This is a genomic window from Klebsiella sp. JB_Kp004 (assembly GCF_040065795.1).
Lineage (GTDB): Bacteria > Pseudomonadota > Gammaproteobacteria > Enterobacterales > Enterobacteriaceae > Klebsiella > Klebsiella quasipneumoniae.
In genome coordinates, this window is the sequence record NZ_JBEAKW010000004.1 from 58401 (window position 1) to 78849 (window position 20449).

Here is a 20449-nt window from a genome sequence, read left to right on the forward strand (position 1 = left end):
GCTATTCCTTATCTTGTTCGTTTAGTTCACCATCATACTGCGGACCATGCTCACCAAGTTCCAGATCATCATCAGTCTCATCTTCAATTTCGTGTTCATCATCATAAGAAAAAAGACTCGTCCATTTGTCATCGCCAATTATTGCCTGAAAATTTTTACCTTCAGGTTGTTCAAAACATCCCGACTCTCCATCATTAAAAGCAGAGTCCCATATTTTTTCTTTTGACTCACTATCGAAAAGACTCACTTTCATAACAGATGGTGCAGCATTACCCAAAGCGTCCAGCAACATAAAACTCATTGCGTGTGGGCCACTATCGGCTAGTTCTGGAATATTTGATTGCAAAGACGCTGGACCACTATAGAGAAGCTTACTTTGTTTCATCATAATATCACCAGGACAACCTAACTCTATATTCCCCCCGGACAGACGAACATACGCACCACCAGCACAAGCCAATGTCAAAGTTTTTGCTGCTGTCAAAGTAATATTTTCTGTTGTACTGACCAAAGAGATATTCTGTTTAGCGATTGTTTCAATATTTCCTGACTGAGACTGCGACACCAAATCTCCCTTTGCGGCAATCGTCTCGACTCCTTCATCCTCAGTAAAAATTGATATTTTTTTAGATGCAGCCAGGCAAATATTATTATTTGCCCCCAATTCAATACGTTGCCCTGCCGTCATATAGATATTTTCACTTGCAGTCGTCTGAAAATGACCACCGCTGGCTAAAGCAACACCTTCGGGTGCACTTGCCAGCAATACAGCCTGCTTTAATGTAAGTAGCTTCTCTTCCATCAATGCCTGTTGTTGTTCATATTGCAGAAGCTGTGCTTTTGCCGCTGATGCTGCCTGTGAAAGTGATTCCATTTGGCTAAGGGCTTGCGCTAGTAAAGAATGTGCCGCAGCCATATTCAACGTCTTCCCCTGTGCTTCAGGCTGACTGTCCGCAGTAATAAATATCCCTTTCCCAGCCCGTATCGCCCCCCATTTATCGGTCCGGAGCTCAAACCCCTCCCCCCGCAATTCCCTCTGCGCATCCACATTATGCCCCAGGTTCAGCTGCGTCTTGCCGCCGTAATCGGTGCTGAGCTTGATATGCTCCTCGCCGCGCTTATCCTCCATTCGCAGCTTATTATTAGCCGGAGTACGAATCACATTGCGGGTGCTGTTCTTTTCCGTCACAGGGTCAACATGCCGCGAGTCGTGCAGCGCATGCGCAATGTACGGCCGGTCAGGATCGCCTTCGTGGAAAGCAATCGCCACCTCCGTGCCCTGGACCAGCGGGAAGTGAAAGCCGTACACGTCGCCGCCATAGGGTTTGGCGAGACGCACCGGCATGCTTTCCTGACCCTGCCCTTTATCATCTCTGTCAGCGTCAAATTTCACCCGGTACAGGCCGGACGCATCCTGCCAGGCGTAGATATCATTCGCCTTCGCGCTGGTCACCCTCGCCGTCATGGTGCCAGTCACCTTCGGGCGAGGCAGCAGCGGCGGACGCCAGCACAATGTTTCGCTGTAGGGCACCGCCAGCAGGGTCACCCGCAGCGCCTCCCGGCGGCTGGCGGTAAAACCGGTGCCGGTGATTAACAGCGAATCCTGCACGGGCGCAGGCAGGGTCGACGGCAGGCTGTCGGTGAGGGTCAGCACCTGGGCCGGCGCCAGCCAGGCTGCCGTACTGCTCGCGGTAATCAGCGTCTGGCGAGCGAGAAAACGCTCATGGTCGAGACGGGCATAGAAGTTGGCGGTCTCCGCCTGCGGGTCGATTTTATCGCCCCGCTCCCGGTGGCGAAGCTTATAGTGGTATACCTCTCCGTAAGTGATGCCTTCACCATTTCCCCGGGTCATATCCGCTGTTGCCGACTGGAGAACGCTCTGCGCATCGCGGGGGTTATAATCCCGGGTAGTGACGTTCGCCTCTACGACGTCGTGCGTGATGTTCAGACCCCATATCGATTCCGCACCGCTGTCGCTCATCCCGGACGGGCTGTTAACCGGCAGTGTCTTATCGAACATCAGCGCCCGCTGCGCGTCGGCGAAGTGGACCACTTCGCTCTGGGTCTCTTCCTGCAGGGTGAAGAAATAAAATATCCCCACCTCTGCCAGCAGGCGCTGGATAAACGCCAGGTCACTCTCCTGATACTGATTAATTTGCTCGCGCCGCGGATAGTGTTGCTTGAGATTAAACTCATACTCCCAGTCATGCAGGTGATGTTCCTGCAATATCTGCTCCACCACTTCCGGCACCGATTTATTGACGAAGAAACGATGGGTGCGGAACTGTTTGTCCAGCAGCGAGAGGAAGGGTTCGAGGGTTATCATGTACTCTGCCTGGTCGGCAGAGCCACTGATACGCTCAAAATGCGTGACCACGCCATGCACCCGTTTGCATTCGGTCAGGCTCTGTAATATGCCACCGCCCATCGTCAGCGTCGCCGGTTTGCTCAGTAACTGGCTGGCGTCGATATTTTTATCCGTGCTGGTGAAATAAATTGTCCAGAGATACGTTTCACTGAGTTTTTCTGCACCGCTGAATTCTTCCACATCCAGCGATGCAGTACATGACGGAATATCCAGCTGGTAACGGTTGAGGGTGGTGCCGGTAATTATTGAAGAGGTATCCATTATATTCCTGTTTTACTCCGCAGTAATGACCATCAAACATCGATTAACAGGCCATACGGTTTAATTTTGTTTAATGATAATCATCTCATTCATCATAAATATATTTAAGTGCATATCGATATATCAGATACCCCACCAGGAACTTCATTACTAAAAGGAAACCCCAGGGATATTTATTTTCACTTACTGAGAAATAAAAAAGCACACAGAAACCGGAACCTTCAACGTTTAACGCTGCCAGCATTTCTCTGGCAATGTCCTTAGCGCTGTCGATGCAGATCTCCTTTATCCATCCCCTTTCCTGCGCTTCATCCCCGCAGAGGCCTCACTTGCCGACAAGATTGACTGGCTGCAGGCACGCTACCGCCCATCGCTGTTTCCTGTTTATCAGGAACCCGTAGCGCACAGGGTCAGGCAGGCATAATGTTGTTGTTCAACGTCCGCGATCGGGTTCGCGGGTTACTCGGTTTCGTTTTTTAAGGCGTCAGCCCCGGCTCCTGACGTATTAGCCGTGCCCGGCGTCAGACAGGCGGCCTTCTGCGGGACCAGACTGATCTCCACCCGGCGATTTTGCGCCCGCCCCTCTGGCGTCTCGTTGCTGGCGACAGGACGACTTGCGCCGTAGCCCTGCACCGCAAAACAGCTCTCCGGCACATCGCCGGTATCGCGCATCCAGTCGCGGACCGCCTCGGCACGCTTCAGAGAGAGCTGTTGATTGGATCTATCGTTGCCGATGCTGTCGGTATGGCCTGCCACCACGATCAGCCAGCCGGGTTTCGCCTTAATGCCCAGCAGCGAGTTCACCAGCAGCTTTGTCGAACCCGGTTTCAGCGTCGATTTGCCGGTATCGAACAGCGCCATGCTATCGAGGCGGATCGTCTGCGGCCCCTGCACAACCTGCTTAATGACCGGACGCGGCGGCGGGGGCGGCGCCCAGTCATTGATCGCGGCTTCCACGAAGGGGATCAGCCGCAATCCCTGATACAACCCCAGCCGGTAACGCAGCGGCTCTCCCCGGCGCAGCCAGTCATCCAGCAGGCGGCTGTCGGCACGCAGACGCTGCTGCGCCTGCAGCTTCGGCGTCGGCGGCGCGCCGCTAAGGCGGTGGTAGACAGCCAGATGATCGCCGACGCTGCGCACCAGGCGCTGGTTGTTGATAAAGGAAGCCAGCATCGCCAGCGCCAGAAAGAGGAAGCCCATGCCAGCGGCAAGACCGGCAGCGCGCATCCGGCGGCTGACCCCGTGGCGGTGCGGCAGTGACGACAGAAGAAGATCCGGCAGCGGGTGAGGACCTGGCGCCGCGGCGTTGCCCGGGGAGAGCGTGGTGATCCCGGCGATTTGCTGCTGCCAGAGGTTATTTGCCACCACCGTCACCGGCGTCAGGCAGATGCCCATGGCGCACAGGTCCAACGGCGAAAGTTCCGACTGGCGAGTGCTCAGTGGCCGGACAAGAACGTTTTCTGCCAACGCCAGAATGCTCTCCAGCCACAGCGTATGATGCAGGCGTGAGGCTGAGCTGCCCTCTCGCTGCCAGTCGGCAATCGACTGGGGCGCTTGTCCCTTCTGCCGCACCTGGAGACCAGGCCGATCCGGCGTGACGGTAAACCAGCGGCTTTCCGCTGCCTGGCCGCCAGGCGGCGTCACCCAGAACACGCTCCACACCGGCGGCAGACCGTTTAACCAGGTTCGGCACTGAACAATACTCCGCCGCCAGTCGCACAGCGACTGCACCAGGTGCTCCCCGGAGGGGTGGTGCTCCGGTACCACCGCCAGCAGCACGGAAACCTGCGATACCAGCGCCGGACGCGCCGCCGCCAGGTACTGCGCCAGCCGCGGCAACTGCTCCGCGCTGTCTCCCCGTAGATACCAGCCGTGACGGGTTTCGCAGTGCGCCGAACGCCCGGGAAACAGACTGTCGGTATCCCCGCAGACCAGAACCACTGCCCCCTGAAAATCCTCGGGCGGCAGGACGATTTCCGATCGCTGACGGCTGACTGCCCGGCGACGCTGACGCCAGAGCGCCGCGCCGCCCACCAGCAGGATGCACAGACTGACGATCACCTGGTTGCCGATGGACAGCGGCCAGAAGCCCAGCGCCAGCCACAGGGCCAGGATGACGGTCAGTAGCGTAAGCAGACGACGGGCGTTATCACGCATCTCTTATCCCTGCCCTGCTATCTGCGCCACCATCTGTGACAGCATGGAGGAGAAGGTCAACCACAGCGCGGCCAGCGCCACAATGCCAGCCGCCCAGCCGCACCAGTACATCCGCCGTCCGCTGCGCAGCCGGGAGGCACGAACCACCACCGGCGCCTCCTGGGTCAGGCTGAACGGCGGAACCCGCGCGCCAAGCGCATGCGCTACATCCTCACGCCGTTCGTCATCCTGGGCGCGGTACTCTCCGACAAACCCCAGCTGCAAAGTACGAAAGAAGCAGGTCAGCACTGCCGCATCCGCCGCGGGCTCTCGTAGCAGCTGGCGGATCCGTTCCCAGAGCTCTTCCCCGGCGTTGAGGGTGCTAAAAAAACGCGCCTGCAGCGGATCCTTGCGCCACCTGCGGTAGCCATCATCCTGACTGGCGCGGTTGAGGACGCTCTCATCGAGCAGCGCGCAGTAGGCATAGAGCATCTGCTCAGCGCTGGTGTCACTGATTCCTGCCGCCGCCAGCGCCTCGCGCGCCTCGGTCACCCATCGACAGGCCTGACGATAGAGCGCCTCGCCATCGGTCACCGGCTGGCCGCAGCGTAACTGGCTGACCATCAGCCAGCCCGGGTAAAAGGTTTTGTTGATCAGATCGCTTTCAGAGATATTCATGAGCGCAGTACCGCAAAGAGTTCAAGTTTCACGTCGCCAAGCGATTCCGGGGTATAGAAGGTGCAGTTGCCAGCCTCCAGCATCGCGCGGGCGGCATCCGTGGAAAGATCCAGAGCGAAATATTGGTTTTCCAGACGTAGCGGAATGGCCGCCGGCACGTGGCTCAGCGGTTTGATCGCGATGCCGCTGAGGGCAATGTTGACGACCTCGGCGACATCATCATGGCTACCCGCCTTACAGAGCTGCGGAAAGCGGCTCTGAAGCTGATGAGGGGGAAGTGAAGAACGCACCGACAGATAAAAATCCGCCCCCTCGCGCAGCCGTGCATCGTGCAGCCTCCCCCGCCAGATCTCCCGGTCAGCACCCTGCTCCAGCGCGATGGCGATCACCCTTGAGGGCAAGCTGACTTCGAGCAGCGTATCCAACAGGGCAAACAGCGGTGGGAATACCTGCTCCGGCGAGGCATGCCGGTAGCGGGGGATCGCGTCCAGATGATGTTCAAGAGAGAAGGTCAGCAGACTGCCGGCCAGCCTGGCCAGTTCACGATAGAGCAGCTCCGGATGGCGCGAAGGGTCCTGATGCAGCTCGCTGAGCACCGGCTCGGCGCTGTTCAGTGCGTTGAGCAGCCAGAACAGGGAAACATCCGCCACGGCAAAATCAGCCATCCGCGCATTGCTTTCACGACGCATGGCCATCAGGCGTCTGCGTCGGGCCTGCAGGCGATGTAACAGCTCGCCCAGCTCGCTGACCAGCGTCGGGCTTGCCGCCAGCGACAGCAGCGGCGGGATGAATTCCGGGTCAACGATCCACTGCCCCTGGGCGTCGCGCACCAGACGCGCTACCGGGCAGGTAAGGAAGGCCGCATTTTCCTCGGTGGAGAGACGCAGCGTCAGCGCGTGGCGCAGAACGGCCAGCTCGCTGCGTTCATGGCCGGCCAGCTCCTGCACGGTCACCTGCTCGGCGCGCCAGCGGCGCGGGCGGGCGCTCTCCTGGCCGTCATCAAGATTGCCGCCGCTGGCGCTGAGCAGCGGCAGAGCAAGCACAACCTCCACGCTGTCCAGCATCACGCCCGATACATCGCGGACCGGTGGCAGAGTATCCGCCAGCTCGGTGTCTATCAGCGTTCCGTCGGCGAAACGCACGATCAGCCGGGTGGCGTTGAGCCGGGAAAGGGTGAGCGCGCTGGCGTCAAACTCCGCGCGCAATACCCCCCACGGGTGGGCGAGCGCCATGCGGGAGACCGTATCGGCGACGTGAGCGTCCCAGCGGGCTTGTTGCTGAAACTGCTGCGGGACCAGAAAAGCCCCGTCGCGCCATAATGGGCGGAAAATCTTCATTGCACCTCCTGTGCCTTTCGCTTTCATCTATCTGCAGACAGGACCAAATGCCCGGTCGGATATCCTTCATCCGCCGTACGTTCGCCTCAGCCTCTGCCTTTGCTCTGGCCTGTTCATCACTAGCGGTTTTTCTCCCGAACGTCGTTCGGCTCGATTGATTGCCTGCCGCTTCAAGGAAAGGAAATATCTCCCCTGCCCGCGAGAATTTCGAAATCAGATGGTATTTTTTGTTCAAGGAAGGTTTATCTTAAAGTGAAATAGCCAGGGGAGGTAACGCCTGGCCCTAAATAATATCTGAATTCAACCCAAGGAAGTTTTATAACTCCTCTTCATTCCATTCACGCAGCTTATTCTATAAGCCGTCCATTTATTATTTCGCTATTAAATATTATTTATATTCACCTGCAAATAATAAAAAACTCAACACTAAATTGTCACTGCAGTAAATATGCCACCGACAGCGCCGGCGCCTGAATCTCCTCCGGCATCAGAGAGATGCCTGCCCCCCCACCCGGCCATTGCCAGGCGCTGAATTACCCCGTATTTTGGTTTTCCGCTCCGCTGGGGGCGGGTATCAGGGCGAACGAGAGAGAGAAAATGAAACCGCTATTTGTCTATGGGACGCTCTGTCCCGGTCGCAGCAATGCGCATATTCTGGAGGCGATCGGGGGCGAGTGGCGTCCGGGCTACGTTACCGGTACCTTTTACGCGCGCGGCTGGGGCGCAGCTGCTGATTTTCCGGGGATCGTCCTCGATGCCAACGGCCCGCGGGTCAACGGCTATCTGTTCCTGTCCGACCGGCTGGCGGCGCACTGGCCCATGCTGGACGACTTTGAGGAGGGGTACGATCGGGTGTCGGTGGAGGTGACCACCGACGATGGACAGCAGGTCAGCGCCTGGATTTATCAGCTCCAGCCCCGGGAGTAATCCCCGGCCAGTCTCGAGCTACCGGGCACAGCGGCCCAGTACGTCCGCGGGTCTGGCGTCGTTTCCGCCAATGCAGGTATACTTGCCAGATGTTTCCTAAGCTTCAGATACGCAAATGACAAAACTTACCTTACAAGAGCAGATGCTCAAAGCCGGCCTGGTCAGCAGCAAAAAAATGGCCAAAGTCCAGAGAACGGCGAAAAAATCCCGCATGCAGGCCCGTGAGGCCCGGGAAGCGGTGGAAGAGAATAAAAAAGCCCAGCTGGAGCGCGATAAACAGCTCAGCGAGCAGCAAAAGCAGGCGGTGCTGGCGAAAGAGTATAAAGCTCAGGTCAAGCAGCTGATTGAGATGAACCGCATTACGGTCGCTCGGGGCGATATCGGCTTTAACTTTACCGATAATAATCTGATCAAAAAAATCATGGTCGACAAGACCACCCAAACCCAGCTGATTAACGGTCGCCTGGCGATTGCCCGCCTGGCGGTGGATAACAAACCTGAAGGGGAATATGCAATTATTCCGGCGATTGTGGCTGAGAAAATTGCCCAGCGCGATGCCAGCAGCATCGTGTTGCACAGCGCCCTGAGTCAGGATGAGCAGGATGAAGACGATCCGTACGCCGACTTTAAGGTGCCCGACGACCTGATGTGGTGATCGCGGGCTTTCGGCGGCAGGCGATCAGAACGAGCTTGCCTGCTGGATATGCATCGGCTCGCGACTGACGGGGTGGCGAAAACCCAGTTCGCTGGCGTGCAGCATCAGCCGCGGAGCCTGTTCCGTGCCCGGCAATTCCCGGCCGCCATACAGATCGCAGCCAAGGATCGGATAGCCCAGCAGCTGACAGTGGATCCGCAGCTGATGGGTGCGCCCGGTCTCCGGGGTGAGCGCCACCCTCGTCAGCGCCAGCGCCCTCTCCCCTTCCCGCGTCTGGTACATACGGTCAATTACCCGGTAGCGCGAACGCGCCGGTTTGCCGTGCCGGGCGCAGATCGACATGCGCGGGAAACGGGCCGGGTCTTTGGCGATCGCCGCCTCCACTATCCCTTCATCTTCCGGCAGATGGCCGCACAGCAGCGCCGTATAGACCTTACCCACCGTGCGCTGACTGAACTGCTGGCACAGCGCGGCGTTAATCACCTTGTTGCGGGCGACCACCATCAGACCGGAAGTGCCGAAATCAAGGCGGTGTACCAGGGTGCAGCCCGGAAAGCGCTGGACCAGTCGATGATGCACGGAGTCGAGGTTGCGCGGATCTTTGCCTGACAGGCTCAGCAGCCCGGCAGGTTTATTGATCAGCAGCAGGTGTTCGTCCTGATACAGGAGGGTTATCTGCTCGCGGCACGGCGGAGCGACAAAGGTATCGATAATGGTGGACATCAGACGGCCCGAAGAAGGAGTGGCCGGCGATAGTACCCCATTTTGCCCGCCGGTACGACGCTGGCGCACGATCCGCCCTCGCGGCGGCGTCATTTATCACCCACACTTATCGCAAAGGCATGGTCTGCGCAGGCAATGTGCTTTACACTGCGCGCTGCAAAATTTGAGTTAACCAACGAGTAAGAACGGTAATGGCGATGAACGGAACAATCACAACGTGGTTTAAAGATAAAGGTTTTGGATTTATCAAAGATGAAAACGGCGAAAACCGGTATTTTCATGTGATTAAGGTCGCCAATCCCGATCTCATCAAGAAAGACGCGGCGGTGACTTTTGAACCTACCACCAACAATAAAGGGCTGTCGGCCTATGCGGTGAAGGTCATTCCGGAAAGCAAATATATCTATATCGCCGGCGAGCGGCTGAAGCTGACCTCCATCAAGTCCTATGTGGTTTACCGGGAAGAAGAGCCGGTCGAGACCCGTGTGGATAAAGAAAACGCGGTGCTGTCGGTCGGGCTGCTGATGAACAGCATCCGGCCAAAATCCACGGTGCAGCCGGGAGAGATGCGCTCGGTGAAAAAGCTGGCGATCACCACCTTTCAGGGGACAACCCTGATCTTCTCGGAAGACGAAATCGATATCGATGCCACGGTAAAACTGCTCAAGGTATGACGACCCGGCGTGCGGTCAGCCGCGCGCCCAGTCACCTGCCGAGCCGATTTTCGTCGCCATCGCCCCTCACCGGACGGGGCGAGGCGCCAGACAGCCGATAAGGATGCCGCCGCCATGCCCGTAAATTTTGACTTCAACGATCTCTATGCCTTTCGCGCCCTGATGGAGTATGGCAGCTTTCGGCTGGCCGCAGAATCCATTTGCCTGTCACAATCGGCCCTCAGCCGCCGCATCGAAAAGCTGGAAACCGCGTTAGGCAACCGGCTGTTCGAGCGCACCACCCGCCGCGTGACCCTTACGCTGTATGGACAGAATTTTGCCGAACGTTCGGAGCAGCTGCTGGCCCACGTCGAGACGGTGCTGGCGGATATCAGCCAGGTCAGCAAGGCGCGTACCGGGCTGGTGACAGTGGCGACGGTACCTTCCGCCGCCTACTACTTTATGCCGGAAATCATCCGCAGCTTTCAGGCGCGCTTTCCCCAGGTGCGTATCCGGCTAATCGACAGCAGCGCCGGGAATGTCATCGAGGCGGTGAGCAGCGGACAGGCTGACTTTGGCCTCTGCTTTGCCAAAAACCTGCCGGCCAGCATCGAATTCACCCCGCTGGCCGACGACCGCTATGTCGCCGCCTGTCGGCACGACCATCCGCTGGCGAGCAGGACGCACCTCAGCTGGCAGGCATACTTTGAACAGGATTATATTGGCCTCGATCGGGTCTCCGGCAACCGGACGCTGCTCGACAGGGAGCTGGCGCATCTGACGCCGGCGCGGCCAAGCATTTGCGAAACCCGCCACGTCACCACGATGCTGGGGATGGTGGAAGCGGGCATCGGCATTGCCGCCGTGCCCGCGATGTCGATGCCCGCTGGGGAGCATTCCGTTCTCCGCGCCGTACCGCTTACCGACCCGGTGGTCACCCGTACGGTAGGCCTGATCCGCCTCAGCGGCCGTATTCAGTCCTACGTGGCGGCAGAGCTGGAGAAGCTGATTATTGAACAGTATCCTTCTGGCTGACCGGCGCGGCGGCAGCTACGCTTCGCATACCGGTGGCGTGGATGGTCTCCTGCGCCGCCGGTGAGGCCAGATACGTCAGCAGCGCCTTTCCTTCCTGCGGGTGGTCGGCGCTGACGGTCACAGCCCCGGCAAAGCGGGTGATGTACTGCAGGTTATCCGGCAGTTCGCCGACAAAGGTCACGCCGGGCACCGGCAGCAGTTCGCTCACCTGCTGAAAACCGATCGCATACCGTCCCTTCGCCACTTCCGAGGCTACCGGAATACGCTCCACCATCTGCGCTTTGCTCTGCATCGCCTCATCAATGCCCAGGCGGTGGAACAGCGTCGAGCTGACATAGCGTCCGCTGGCGCTGTCGGAGTACGCGACCGACGGCGCAGCCAGCAGCGCCGCCCGCAGCTGGTCTGCGCTGCGGATAGCCGGCAGCGGCGCTCCCGCTTTTACCACCACGCCGATGGGCGAGTCGGCCAGCTCCCGGCGCGAATCCGGTTGCGTACGGCCCGCTTTCTCGAGGCCGGTCAGCGCGTCGCCGACCATAATCACCACGTCCGCGTGTTCGCCCCGTGCCAGGCGGTTAGGGATCGCCTGCGGCGTTTTCCCCATCGACGGCCCGGGGATCACCACGAGGTGGTTACCGCTTTGTTTTTCCCATGCCGGGGCCAGCTTTTCCAGCGCCGCTTTGAAGCCGCCGGAGATCATCACGGTGACCTCAGCGGACAGCGCGCTGCCGCCGGTGGCGGCTAGCAGCAGCGTGGCCAGCAGGGTTCCTGTCGTTTTACGCATCATCATCTCCCTGATTAACGTGCCGTCTGCAGCGTAACGGCGCTGCGGCGATAGAGGTAGCAAGTGGCCAGCAGGCCGCAGACGGCGGCAAAGCTCATCCAGTAGCCTGGGGAAGCTTTATCACCGGTATATTCAATCAGCGCCGTGGAAATCACCGGCGTGAAGCCGCCAAACACCGCGGTCGCCAGGCTATAGGCCAGCGAGAAGCCTGCCACGCGCACTTCGGCGGGCATAATTTCGGTCAGCGCCGGGATCATCGCCCCGTTGTACATGCCGTAGATAAAGGACAACCACAGCAGCACGCTCAGCATCATCAAAAAGCTCGGCGCGTTCGCCAGCATGGTCAGCGCAGGCCATGCGGTAGCCAGCGCCAGCAGGGTCATGGCAATCAGCACCGGTCGGCGGCCAAAGCGGTCGGACAGCGCCCCGCCCACCGGCAGCCAGAAGAAGTTGGAAATCGCCACCAGCAGCGTGACCAGCAGGCTGTCCGAGGCGCTGAGCATCAGCACTTTTTTGCCAAAGGTCGGCGCATAGACGGTGATCAGATAGAACGCGGTGGTGGTCATCGCCACCATCATCATCCCGGCGATGACCACCTGCCAGTTCGCCAGCAGGGTGGCGAATACCTGGCGCATCGCCAGATGATGGCGGCGGGCAGTAAACTCCTGGGTCTCCTCCAGCTTACGGCGCAGCACAAAAATGAACGGGACGATCAGGCAGCCGAAAAGGAACGGAATACGCCAGCCCCAGTCGCTGATGGCGCTCTGCTCCAGCACGGCGTTGAGGGCAAAGCCCATCGCGGCCGCCACCATAATGGCGACCTGCTGGCTGCCCGACTGCCAGCTGGTGTAAAACCCTTTGCGGCCCGGGGTGGCGATCTCGGCCAGATAGACGGATACCCCGCCCAGCTCAGCGCCGGCGGAGAAGCCCTGCAGCAGGCGGCCGATCAGCACCAGCAGCGGCGCCCACAGGCCAATGGCCTGGTAAGAGGGGATCAGCACGATCAGGAAGGTGCCGGTGGCCATGATCGACAGGGTCACAATCAGCCCTTTGCGCCGCCCTACCTTGTCGATATAGGCGCCAAGCACGATGGCGCCGATGGGCCGCATCAGAAAGCCGGCGCCAAAGACCGCGAAGGTCATCATCAGCGAGGCGAATTCACTGCTCGCCGGAAAAAAGGTATGTGCGATGTAGGTGGCATAAAACCCGAACAGGAAAAAGTCGAACTGTTCGAGAAAGTTACCGGACGTGACGCGCAGAATGGCGCCGAGCCGGTCACGGGTACTCATCAGTGAGGTTGTCGAATGCATGCAGGTCTCCAGTTTGTTATCCACGCGTTGTCGCGCGCCTGTTGCTGAAGACTGAAACAGAACCGGGAATGAAATAAGCGTAATAAACGCATCCATTGATGCAATTTACGCATAAATAACATTTAACTAATTAACATTACTTTTATATACAATCATTTAACACTCTCTGCGTCATCAGCGTCGGCGGCAGGGATGAAAAGGTGAGTTTTCCGTTTTGTGACCGAGGCCAGGGTACGCCGCTGCGCCCCGGGCGCCGGGCGGTAAAAGACATACCCGGCCCGGCAGGGTTAACGCGACGCGGAGCGGCGAGATGTTAATAATCCGGACGTGACCTCAGGGCGCCGGCGCCGCGGCGGCGTTCCCCAGCGTCTGCAACAGGGAGATCAGCCAGCGGGTGGCCTCGCGTTTCCCGCTGCGTTTGTGGGCGTAAATCTTGACGTCAAACGGGGGAACCGGAAACGGCAGCGGGAAAATGGCCAGCCGGGCGGCGCGAGCCATCTTCTCCGCCGCCCGCCGGGGCAGCGCCATCAGCAGATCGCTCTGCTCAATAATAAAGGGAGCGCTCAGCATCGAGGGCGTTTTCACCGCCACCTGCCGCGAATAGCCCTGCCGCTCCAGCTCACAGTCCAGCACCCCCTGCCGCTCATTCCACGGGGTCACCACCAGATGACGGGCCGCAAGGTAGGCGTCCAGGGTGAGCGCCGTTCGGTCGGTCTGGCTGATAACCACATATTCGTCCCGCAGCCAGTTAATCTCCTCGAGATCGGGATGAGCTGGCTCGTCAGGGGTATTGAACCCGAGAGCCAGATCGACCTCCCCCGCCAGCAGCTCGGTCAGCGCCGGGCTGTGGGGCAGATAACGGAGCTCAAACCGCAGCCTGGGCGCCTCACGCTGCAGGTGGTGCATCAGCGTCGGAAAGACGCAGAACGCGGTGAAATCGGTGATCGCAATCTGCATGCAGTCGGTGCTGGCGGCCGGCACAAACGCCGCCGGCGGCGTCAGCTCCTGATTGAGAAATTTCAGCGCCGAAGCGATAGAGGGCGCCAGCTGGCTGGCATAGACGCTGGGACACATCCGGTGACCTTCCCGATAGAACAGCGGGTCGTTGAGGGCGCTGCGCAGCCGGGAGAGCGCATGGCTCAGCGCCGAGGTGCTCATCGCCAGCTCTTCTGCCGCCAGGCGCACCGAGCGGGAGCGATAGACCGCGTCAAAGACCGGCAGCAGGTTGAGGTCGATACGGCGCAGGACAGGATGCATAATATTCATCGTTTGCTGATTTCATTGCACTTAATTCTTTTCACAATACCGCTTATGCTCTGGGTCAGCAATTTTGCTTTCCTTCATACCATTCAGACAGGACGACCCATGAGCATCACGATCCGCCAGGCCACCCCGGACGACGCCACCGCTATTTATGACATGATTTATGAACTCGCGGTCTACGAGAAAGCCCCCGAAGAGGTGGTGACGACGGCAGAGGAGATCAGAGAGACGCTGTTTGCCAGCAGCAGCAAAACCGAGGCGCTGATCTGCGAGGTGGCGGGCAAAGCGGTGGGCTACGCCGTGTTCTTCACCAGCTACTCCACCTGGCTTGGCCGTAACGGCATCTATATGGAGGATCTGTACGTAACCCCCGACTATCGCGGGATCGGCGCCGGAAAAGCGCTGCTGAAAACCATCGCGCAATATGCTGTACAGCGTCAGTGCGGGCGTCTGGAGTGGAGCGTGCTCGACTGGAACCAGCCGGCGATTGATTTCTATCTGAGCATTGGCGCGCAGCCGCAGGATGAGTGGGTGCGTTATCGCCTCACTGGCGATGCGCTGCGGGCCTTTGCGGAGTAAAGCGGCTGGTCGGCGCCTGGGGTGGACCTGCTGGCCGCGGATCAGGCTTCGACCGCGCTATTCTGCAGCTGCGGACCGGCCAGCGCCAGACGCGCGCCCGCTTCGGTATCGCTGTACTGCTTAAAGTTATCCATAAACAGCTGAGCCAGACTCTCCGCCTTCTCCTGCCACTTATCCGCTGAGCTCCAGCCATTACGCGGATCAAGCACTGCGCTGTCGACGCCCGGAATGCTCTGCGGGATCGCAAGATTGAACACCGGGATCGCTTCATCGCGCAGCGGGCCGGTGGTGCCATTGAGGATCGCGCTGATGATGCTGCGGGTATCGCGCAGCGACAGGCGTTTGCCCTCGCCGTTCCAGCCGGTGTTGACCAGCCAGGCTTCCGCACCGGATTCTGCCATCTTCGCCGCCAGTACGCTGGCGTACTGGGTCGGGTGAAGCAGCAGGAACGCCGCGCCGTAGCAGGCGGAGAAGGTCGGCGTCGGCTGGGTAATGCCGCGCTCGGTGCCCGCCAGCTTCGAGGTGAAGCCCGACAGGAAATGGTACTGCATCTGCTCGGTGGTCAGACGGGAGACCGGCGGCAGGACGCCAAACGCGTCTGCGGCAAGGAAAATCACCTTCGACGGATGGCCCGCCCGGGACACCGGCTTGACGATATTGTCGATATGCGACAGCGGATAGGAGACGCGGGTGTTCTCGGTTTTGCTGCCGTCGGCGTAATCCACGCTGCCGTCGGCGCGCACCACCACGTTTTCCAGCAGCGCATTGCGGCGGATGGCGCCATAAATCTCCGGCTCCGCCTGCGGGTCGAGATTGATGGTCTTGGCGTAGCAGCCGCCTTCGAAGTTAAACACCCCATCATCGTCCCAGCCGTGCTCGTCATCGCCAATCAGTTGACGATGCGGATCGGTGGACAGCGTGGTTTTGCCGGTACCGGAGAGGCCGAAGAACAGCGCGACGTCCCCTGCTTCGCCGCGGTTGGCCGAGCAGTGCATCGACGCGATGCCTTTCTGCGGCAGCAGGTAGTTCATGACCGAGAACAGCCCTTTTTTCATTTCGCCGCCGTACCAGGTGCCGCCGATGAGCTGAATACGCTCGCTCAGGTTAAAGGCGACGAAGTTCTCGGAGTTCATGCCCTGCGCCTGCCAGTTGGCATTGGTGCAGCCGGCGCCGTTGAGCACCACGAAGTCCGGGATAAAGCTGGCCAGCTCGTCGGCGCTCGGCACGATAAACATGTTTTTGACAAAGTGGGCCTGCCACGCCACCTCGGTGACGAAGCGCACGCCAAGGCGGGTGTCCGGGCTGGCGCCGCACCAGGCGTCGATGATGTACAGTTTTTTGCCGCTCAGCTGGCCTGCGACCAGGCTTTTCAGGCTGCGCCACACTTCTGGCGATAACGGCTTATTATCATTGCGGCCGAGGCCGGAGTCAGCCCACCATACGGTGTCGCGCGTCTGCTCGTCTCTGACGATATATTTATCGCGCGGCGAGCGGCCGGTGAAGATGCCGGTATCCACTGCCACAGCGCCAGAGTCGGTCATTACGCCGCGGGCCGCGCCGGTCAGCTCAGGAGCGGTTTCATGTGCAATAAGCAAATCGTAATCAGGGTTGTAAAACAATTCGCCGCTTGCATTAATCCCCAGCTCCTGCAGAGCCATTTTTACTGATTCAATTTGTTGTGACATGGAACTCCTGACAAACTATTTAAGGTAAGATGCCTGGGTTATTCATTGCTTTCGTCATCGTCGCCAGCTATTTAATAAGAAAAATCCTGGGCAATGAAATAAAGCAATAAATAACCGTGAGTCGCGATTTCATATCGTGCTCATGTAGGGTCGCCGATACGCATTCTTAAATCTCAACTTTCCAAAAAATGTTAACACCTGTCGATAATTATGTTAATTGCATAGTTTCTATGCGCTATGCTAAAATTGCATAGCCTTTATTGCGTTTTTGAGGACTGGATCGGTGTTGGCAAATCTGGAAGTTAAATGGCTGTATGATGTGATTGCTCTCGAGGAGTCACGCAGCTTTACCCTGGCGGCCAAAGCCCGCAATATCTCCCAGTCCTCGTTCAGCCGACGCATCCAGTCGCTGGAGGCTTCCCTCGGATTCAGCATCTTCGACCGCAGCGCCAACCCCCTGCAGTTGACCAACCGCGGGAAAATTTTTGTCGGCTATGCGCGAAATATGCTCGACGACATGGATTTTCAGATCAGCCGAATTAAAGGTTTAAATAACACCACGCAAAAAATAAGAATCGACGCCGCCCCGTCGCTGTCGGTGTTATTGCTGCCGGAAATTATCGCCGGTTACACCGACCGTAAAAATAAGACTTTTCATGTTGAATCGATTAACGTCAACGACGCCGTATTTAACCTGAAAGAGGGTAAAAGCGATTTTATCCTCTCCTTCTATAATGAAGAATTAATGAACTATCCGTTTATTAATCATAAAATTTTTGATTCTTACCTGCACCTGGTCTCCCCCTGCGACGAACATGGCCGGCCGCTGTTTCATTTACATCGCGGCGTGCTGCCGCTGATGAAATACGCCAACGACAGCTATATGGGGCGCCAGGTGAACCAGGTCATCGACCGCACGCCGGAGATCACCTTCTCCCTCACCTTTGTCTCTTCCATGAGCGAACTGCTCAAGCGCATGATCCTCAATGGCGACGGCGTGGGCTGGTTGCCGCAGTACTCCATTCAGCGCGAGCTGGACGAAGGCCGACTGACGATCCTCGATGAGAGCCTGTCGCTGCCGATCGGCGCCTGGCTCTACCGCTCCGGCTCGCGGCTTAACCAGGCCGCCGAACGTTTCTGGCAGCACATTAAAACCCGTAACCAACCGCGGGATTAACCCTCTCAGCCGCTGATCCCCAGATACGCCTTACGCACCTCCGGGTCGTTGAGCAGCGCCTGGCCGCTACCGCTCAGGCGGATCTGGCCGTTCACCATCACGTAGGCGCGGTCCGACAGGTTGAGGGCATGGCGGGCGTTCTGCTCCACCAGAAACAGCGTCATCCCCTGGGCCGTCAGCTCGCGCAGGATCTGAAATATCTGCTTCACCACCAGCGGCGCCAGTCCCAGGCTCGGCTCATCCAGCAGCAGCAGGCGCGGCCGGCTCATCAGCGCCCTGGCGATGGCCAGCATCTGCTGTTCGCCGCCGGAGAGGGTCATCGCCCGCTGTCCCCGCCGCTCTTCCAGCCGGGGGAACAGCTGGTACATCCGGGCCTTGTCCTCGGCCTGATAGCGGTTGCCAATGGCAATGGTCCCCATCAGCAGATTCTCCTCGACGGTCATATCGGGAAAGATGCGCCGCCCTTCCGGGGCCTGGGCGATGCCGTTGCTGGCGATAAAGTGGGTCGATTTCCGGCTGATCGCCTCCCCGCGATAGAAAATCTCCCCGCCGGCAATACGCGGCTGCCCGAAGACCGACATCAACAGCGTCGATTTACCCGCGCCGTTGGCGCCGATCAGCGCCACCGTCTCCCCCTCGTTGACGGTCAGGGAGACCTGCTTCAGGGCCTGGATCGGCCCGTAGAAGACATCCACCTCATCAAAGGCAAGCAGTGGCTGGCTCATCGGCGCGTCTCCTCTTCCTCAGCGCCAAGATAGGCGGCAATCACGCTGGCGTTGGCCTGAATCGCCTGCGGCGCGCCACGCGCGATGACGTCCCCGTGATCGAGGACGATGATATGATCCGAAATCTCCATCACCATCCCCATATCATGTTCGATCAATAGCACCGTGATGCCGTGCTGCTGGCGCAGAAAGCGGATGATCCGGCTCAGCGCCTGGGTTTCGACCGGGTTGAGTCCGGCCGCCGGCTCGTCCAGACAGATCATCTCCGGACGGGTGCACATGGCGCGGGCGATCTCCAGCCGCCGCTGCTGTCCGTAGGAAAGCGTTCCCGCCAGACGGTTGGCGCAGTCCACCATCTCCACCACCTCCAGCCAGTAAAACGCGCGATCCAGCGCCTGACTTTCCGCCTGCCGATAGCTGCGGGTGTTGAGGATCCCGGCCAGCAGATGGCGGTTGACCTGGGTATGCTGGGCCACCAGCAGGTTCTCAATCACCGACATCTCGCGGAACAGGCGAATATTCTGGAAGGTGCGGGCCAGACCGGCGCGGTTCACCAGATGGGTGCCGCCGAACATCTTGTAATAGATCCGCCGCCCCAGCTGCGCCGGGTGGAGGAAATCGTCCGGGTGAAGCTTTTGCCCCAGCACCTGAATGACATCGGTGACCTTTTCCCGCGCCCGTAGCACGATACTCCCCCCCGTCGCCCGGTAAAAGCCGGTCAGGCAGTTAAATACCGTGGTTTTGCCCGCGCCGTTGGGGCCGATCAGGGCGGTGATCGACCCCCGCTCCACCTCCAGATTGACGTCATTCAGCGCTTTGATGCCGCCGAAATGCATCATCAGATGCTCAACGCGTAAGATGCTGTCGCTCATGGCGCGACTCCTTTTCGCAACGCGACCCCGCTGCGGCTGGTGCGCACCAGGCCGCGCGGCCGCCAGATCATCATCAGCACCATCAGGACGCCAAACAGCAGCACGCGATATTCGTCAAACCCGCGCAGCAGCTCCGGGGTGACCGTCAGGACAAACGCCGCCAGCACCACCCCAAGGGTGGAGCCCATTCCCCCCAGCACCACAATCGCCAGGATCAGCGCCGACTCAAAAAAGGTGAACGACGTCGGATTAACAAATCCCTGATAGCTGGCGAAGAACACTCCGGCGATGCCGGCGGTCGACGCGCCGAGCATGAACGCCGAGAGCTTAACCAGCACATGGTTGAGCCCCATCGCCCGACAGGCGATCTCATCCTCGCGCAGCGCCTCCCAGGCGCGGCCGATGGGCATCCGCGTCAGGCGATGCTTCACCAGCAGCACCAGTATCACCACCATGCACAGCACGGCGTAGAGGAAGATGAATTTCAGGTTGGGGTTGTAACTGACGTGGAAGAATTCATGGATAGGGATACCGCCATCCTTTGCCCGGCGGGTAAATTCGAGGCCAAACAGCGTCGGGGACGGCACCGGGACGCCGTTGGGGCCGCCGGTGAAGCTCACCCAGTTGTTAAGCACCAGGCGAATGATTTCGCCAAAGCCGAGGGTGACGATGGCCAGATAGTCGCCGTGCATGCGCAGCACCGGAAAGCCCAGCAACGCCCCGGCGAGGGCCGCCATCACCGCCCCCAGCGGCAGCATCGCCCAGAAGCCGAGACCCAGGTACTGATAGCCCAGCGCCAGGCCGTAGGCGCCGATAGCATAGAACGCCACATAGCCCAGATCGAGCAGCCCCGCGAGACCCACCACGATATTCAGCCCCAAACCGAGCAGGACGTAGATCAGCCCGAGGATCGCCACGGTCAGCAGGTATTTGCTGGCGAGAAACGGAAAGGCGATAGCCAGGCCCACCAGCAACGGCATTATCCAGCGCAGCCGCGAGCGGTAGCCCGGGGGCCGAACGTACACCCCGTCATCCGCCCCCTCAAAGCGGGCAACCAAGGCCTTGCCCCGCCGGCTCTGCAGCAGCAGGCTGAGCGCCAGTCTGCCGGCCATCACCACCGCCACCAGGATCGCCACCCGCGCGGGCGCGAGGGTAAAGCCATAGCCTTTGAGCACCACGCCGACGATCGGGCCAAAGACAATTAACGCGCAAAGACCGGCCAGCACGCTGTCGATCAGCGCGCTTTTGATATCCCGCGCAGGCTGGCGCGTCAGTTCACCCATA

Annotated in this window: 18 protein-coding genes and 1 pseudogene; 6 read left to right on the top strand and 13 right to left on the bottom strand. The window is 59.3% G+C overall.

All coding sequences use genetic code 11. The features are described from left to right. Position 1: 1 nt before the first annotated feature. The 5 genes and pseudogenes from vgrG to tssK form a co-directional block, all read right to left on the bottom strand. On the bottom strand, positions 2 to 2629 hold the full coding sequence (vgrG, locus tag ABLX76_RS04450) for a type VI secretion system Vgr family protein (protein WP_086075646.1): 2628 nt from the start codon (positions 2627 to 2629) through the stop codon (positions 2 to 4). 150 nt (positions 2630 to 2779) lie between these two features. Further along, positions 2780 to 2903: pseudogene (locus tag ABLX76_RS04455) on the bottom strand (hypothetical protein). 185 nt (positions 2904 to 3088) lie between these two features. Next, positions 3089 to 4786: an OmpA family protein gene (locus tag ABLX76_RS04460; protein WP_348874077.1), complete on the bottom strand. Its 1698-nt coding sequence runs from the start codon at positions 4784 to 4786 to the stop codon at positions 3089 to 3091. A gap of 3 nt (positions 4787 to 4789) precedes the next feature. Next, positions 4790 to 5443, bottom strand: a complete 654-nt coding sequence (gene tssL / locus ABLX76_RS04465; protein ID WP_289552120.1) for a type VI secretion system protein TssL, short form — start codon at positions 5441 to 5443, stop codon at positions 4790 to 4792. Then, the gene (gene tssK, locus ABLX76_RS04470) at positions 5440 to 6780 is read right to left on the bottom strand and encodes a type VI secretion system baseplate subunit TssK (protein ID WP_348874079.1); all 1341 of its coding nucleotides are present in this window, start codon (positions 6778 to 6780) and stop codon (positions 5440 to 5442) included. The genes tssL and tssK overlap by 4 nt, the downstream gene beginning before the upstream one ends. 597 nt (positions 6781 to 7377) lie before the next feature. Between tssK and ABLX76_RS04475 the strand changes: the two genes are divergently transcribed. Both ABLX76_RS04475 and ABLX76_RS04480 read left to right on the top strand, forming a co-directional pair. Further along, positions 7378 to 7707 (top strand): gamma-glutamylcyclotransferase family protein, encoded by a 330-nt coding sequence (locus ABLX76_RS04475; protein WP_023290172.1) that lies wholly within the window; start codon positions 7378 to 7380, stop codon positions 7705 to 7707. Positions 7708 to 7822: 115 nt separating this feature from the next. Then, positions 7823 to 8362 carry a DUF2058 domain-containing protein gene (locus ABLX76_RS04480; protein ID WP_348874082.1) on the top strand — a complete coding sequence of 180 codons (540 nt, stop codon included), beginning with the start codon at positions 7823 to 7825 and terminating at the stop codon, positions 8360 to 8362. Positions 8363 to 8386: 24 nt separating this feature from the next. Here ABLX76_RS04480 and ABLX76_RS04485 read toward each other — a convergent pair whose 3' ends face one another. Beyond that, positions 8387 to 9085, bottom strand: a complete 699-nt coding sequence (locus ABLX76_RS04485) for an RluA family pseudouridine synthase (protein WP_348874210.1) — start codon at positions 9083 to 9085, stop codon at positions 8387 to 8389. Positions 9086 to 9276: 191 nt separating this feature from the next. Between ABLX76_RS04485 and ABLX76_RS04490 the strand changes: the two genes are divergently transcribed. Then, positions 9277 to 9759, top strand: a complete 483-nt coding sequence (locus tag ABLX76_RS04490; RefSeq protein ID WP_004203243.1) for a cold shock domain-containing protein — start codon at positions 9277 to 9279, stop codon at positions 9757 to 9759. Positions 9760 to 9873: 114 nt separating this feature from the next. Continuing rightward, complete coding sequence (locus ABLX76_RS04495) at positions 9874 to 10773, top strand: LysR family transcriptional regulator (RefSeq protein WP_044523908.1); 900 nt, start codon at positions 9874 to 9876, stop codon at positions 10771 to 10773. Here ABLX76_RS04495 and ABLX76_RS04500 read toward each other — a convergent pair. The 3 genes from ABLX76_RS04500 to ABLX76_RS04510 form a co-directional block, all read right to left on the bottom strand. Further along, positions 10748 to 11557, bottom strand: a complete 810-nt coding sequence (locus ABLX76_RS04500) for a substrate-binding domain-containing protein (protein WP_072096615.1) — start codon at positions 11555 to 11557, stop codon at positions 10748 to 10750. The genes ABLX76_RS04495 and ABLX76_RS04500 overlap by 26 nt on opposite strands. An 11-nt stretch (positions 11558 to 11568) precedes the next feature. Further along, complete coding sequence (locus tag ABLX76_RS04505; RefSeq protein WP_044523912.1) at positions 11569 to 12864, bottom strand: MFS transporter; 1296 nt, start codon at positions 12862 to 12864, stop codon at positions 11569 to 11571. 333 nt (positions 12865 to 13197) lie between these two features. Continuing rightward, positions 13198 to 14130, bottom strand: coding sequence for a LysR family transcriptional regulator (locus ABLX76_RS04510; protein ID WP_348874084.1), 933 nt, complete (start codon positions 14128 to 14130; stop codon positions 13198 to 13200). Positions 14131 to 14229: 99 nt separating this feature from the next. Here ABLX76_RS04510 and ABLX76_RS04515 point away from each other — a divergent pair, with 99 nt between their 5' ends. Further along, a complete protein-coding gene (locus ABLX76_RS04515) occupies positions 14230 to 14706 on the top strand; it encodes a GNAT family N-acetyltransferase (RefSeq protein ID WP_004203250.1) in 477 nt (158 codons plus the stop codon). A 41-nt stretch (positions 14707 to 14747) separates the two neighbouring features. Here ABLX76_RS04515 and pckA read toward each other — a convergent pair whose 3' ends face one another. Continuing rightward, positions 14748 to 16391, bottom strand: a complete 1644-nt coding sequence (pckA, locus tag ABLX76_RS04520) for a phosphoenolpyruvate carboxykinase (ATP) (RefSeq protein ID WP_348874086.1) — start codon at positions 16389 to 16391, stop codon at positions 14748 to 14750. 283 nt (positions 16392 to 16674) lie between these two features. On the opposite strand from pckA, the gene ABLX76_RS04525 reads away from it, so the two are divergent. After that, on the top strand, positions 16675 to 17568 hold the full coding sequence (locus ABLX76_RS04525; RefSeq protein ID WP_023290180.1) for a LysR substrate-binding domain-containing protein: 894 nt from the start codon (positions 16675 to 16677) through the stop codon (positions 17566 to 17568). A gap of 5 nt (positions 17569 to 17573) precedes the next feature. Here ABLX76_RS04525 and ABLX76_RS04530 read toward each other — a convergent pair whose 3' ends face one another. The 3 genes from ABLX76_RS04530 to livM are packed head-to-tail and all read right to left on the bottom strand — an operon-like array spanning position 17574 to position 20448. Next, a complete protein-coding gene (locus ABLX76_RS04530) occupies positions 17574 to 18293 on the bottom strand; it encodes an ABC transporter ATP-binding protein (protein ID WP_023290181.1) in 720 nt (239 codons plus the stop codon). After that, entirely contained in the window at positions 18290 to 19165 is an 876-nt protein-coding gene (locus ABLX76_RS04535; protein WP_072420770.1) for an ATP-binding cassette domain-containing protein, read from the bottom strand. Before ABLX76_RS04535 ends, ABLX76_RS04530 begins: the two co-directional genes overlap by 4 nt. Next, positions 19162 to 20448 carry a high-affinity branched-chain amino acid ABC transporter permease LivM gene (livM, locus tag ABLX76_RS04540; protein ID WP_023290183.1) on the bottom strand — a complete coding sequence of 429 codons (1287 nt, stop codon included), beginning with the start codon at positions 20446 to 20448 and terminating at the stop codon, positions 19162 to 19164. Before livM ends, ABLX76_RS04535 begins: the two co-directional genes overlap by 4 nt. Position 20449: the final 1 nt, after the last annotated feature.

What these genes read in the sequence shown, in the direction of transcription:
- vgrG (WP_086075646.1), bottom strand. Translation starts at nt 2,629, where the DNA reads ATGGATACCTCTTCAATAATTACCGGCACCACCCTCAACCGTTACCAG.
- ABLX76_RS04460 (WP_348874077.1), bottom strand. Translation starts at nt 4,786, where the DNA reads ATGCGTGATAACGCCCGTCGTCTGCTTACGCTACTGACCGTCATCCTG.
- tssL (WP_289552120.1), bottom strand. Translation starts at nt 5,443, where the DNA reads ATGAATATCTCTGAAAGCGATCTGATCAACAAAACCTTTTACCCGGGC.
- tssK (WP_348874079.1), bottom strand. Translation starts at nt 6,780, where the DNA reads ATGAAGATTTTCCGCCCATTATGGCGCGACGGGGCTTTTCTGGTCCCG.
- ABLX76_RS04475 (WP_023290172.1), top strand. Translation starts at nt 7,378, where the DNA reads ATGAAACCGCTATTTGTCTATGGGACGCTCTGTCCCGGTCGCAGCAAT.
- ABLX76_RS04480 (WP_348874082.1), top strand. Translation starts at nt 7,823, where the DNA reads ATGACAAAACTTACCTTACAAGAGCAGATGCTCAAAGCCGGCCTGGTC.
- ABLX76_RS04485 (WP_348874210.1), bottom strand. Translation starts at nt 9,085, where the DNA reads ATGTCCACCATTATCGATACCTTTGTCGCTCCGCCGTGCCGCGAGCAG.
- ABLX76_RS04490 (WP_004203243.1), top strand. Translation starts at nt 9,277, where the DNA reads ATGGCGATGAACGGAACAATCACAACGTGGTTTAAAGATAAAGGTTTT.
- ABLX76_RS04495 (WP_044523908.1), top strand. Translation starts at nt 9,874, where the DNA reads ATGCCCGTAAATTTTGACTTCAACGATCTCTATGCCTTTCGCGCCCTG.
- ABLX76_RS04500 (WP_072096615.1), bottom strand. Translation starts at nt 11,557, where the DNA reads ATGATGCGTAAAACGACAGGAACCCTGCTGGCCACGCTGCTGCTAGCC.
- ABLX76_RS04505 (WP_044523912.1), bottom strand. Translation starts at nt 12,864, where the DNA reads ATGCATTCGACAACCTCACTGATGAGTACCCGTGACCGGCTCGGCGCC.
- ABLX76_RS04510 (WP_348874084.1), bottom strand. Translation starts at nt 14,130, where the DNA reads ATGAATATTATGCATCCTGTCCTGCGCCGTATCGACCTCAACCTGCTG.
- ABLX76_RS04515 (WP_004203250.1), top strand. Translation starts at nt 14,230, where the DNA reads ATGAGCATCACGATCCGCCAGGCCACCCCGGACGACGCCACCGCTATT.
- pckA (WP_348874086.1), bottom strand. Translation starts at nt 16,391, where the DNA reads ATGTCACAACAAATTGAATCAGTAAAAATGGCTCTGCAGGAGCTGGGG.
- ABLX76_RS04530 (WP_023290181.1), bottom strand. Translation starts at nt 18,293, where the DNA reads ATGAGCCAGCCACTGCTTGCCTTTGATGAGGTGGATGTCTTCTACGGG.
- ABLX76_RS04535 (WP_072420770.1), bottom strand. Translation starts at nt 19,165, where the DNA reads ATGAGCGACAGCATCTTACGCGTTGAGCATCTGATGATGCATTTCGGC.
- livM (WP_023290183.1), bottom strand. Translation starts at nt 20,448, where the DNA reads ATGGGTGAACTGACGCGCCAGCCTGCGCGGGATATCAAAAGCGCGCTG.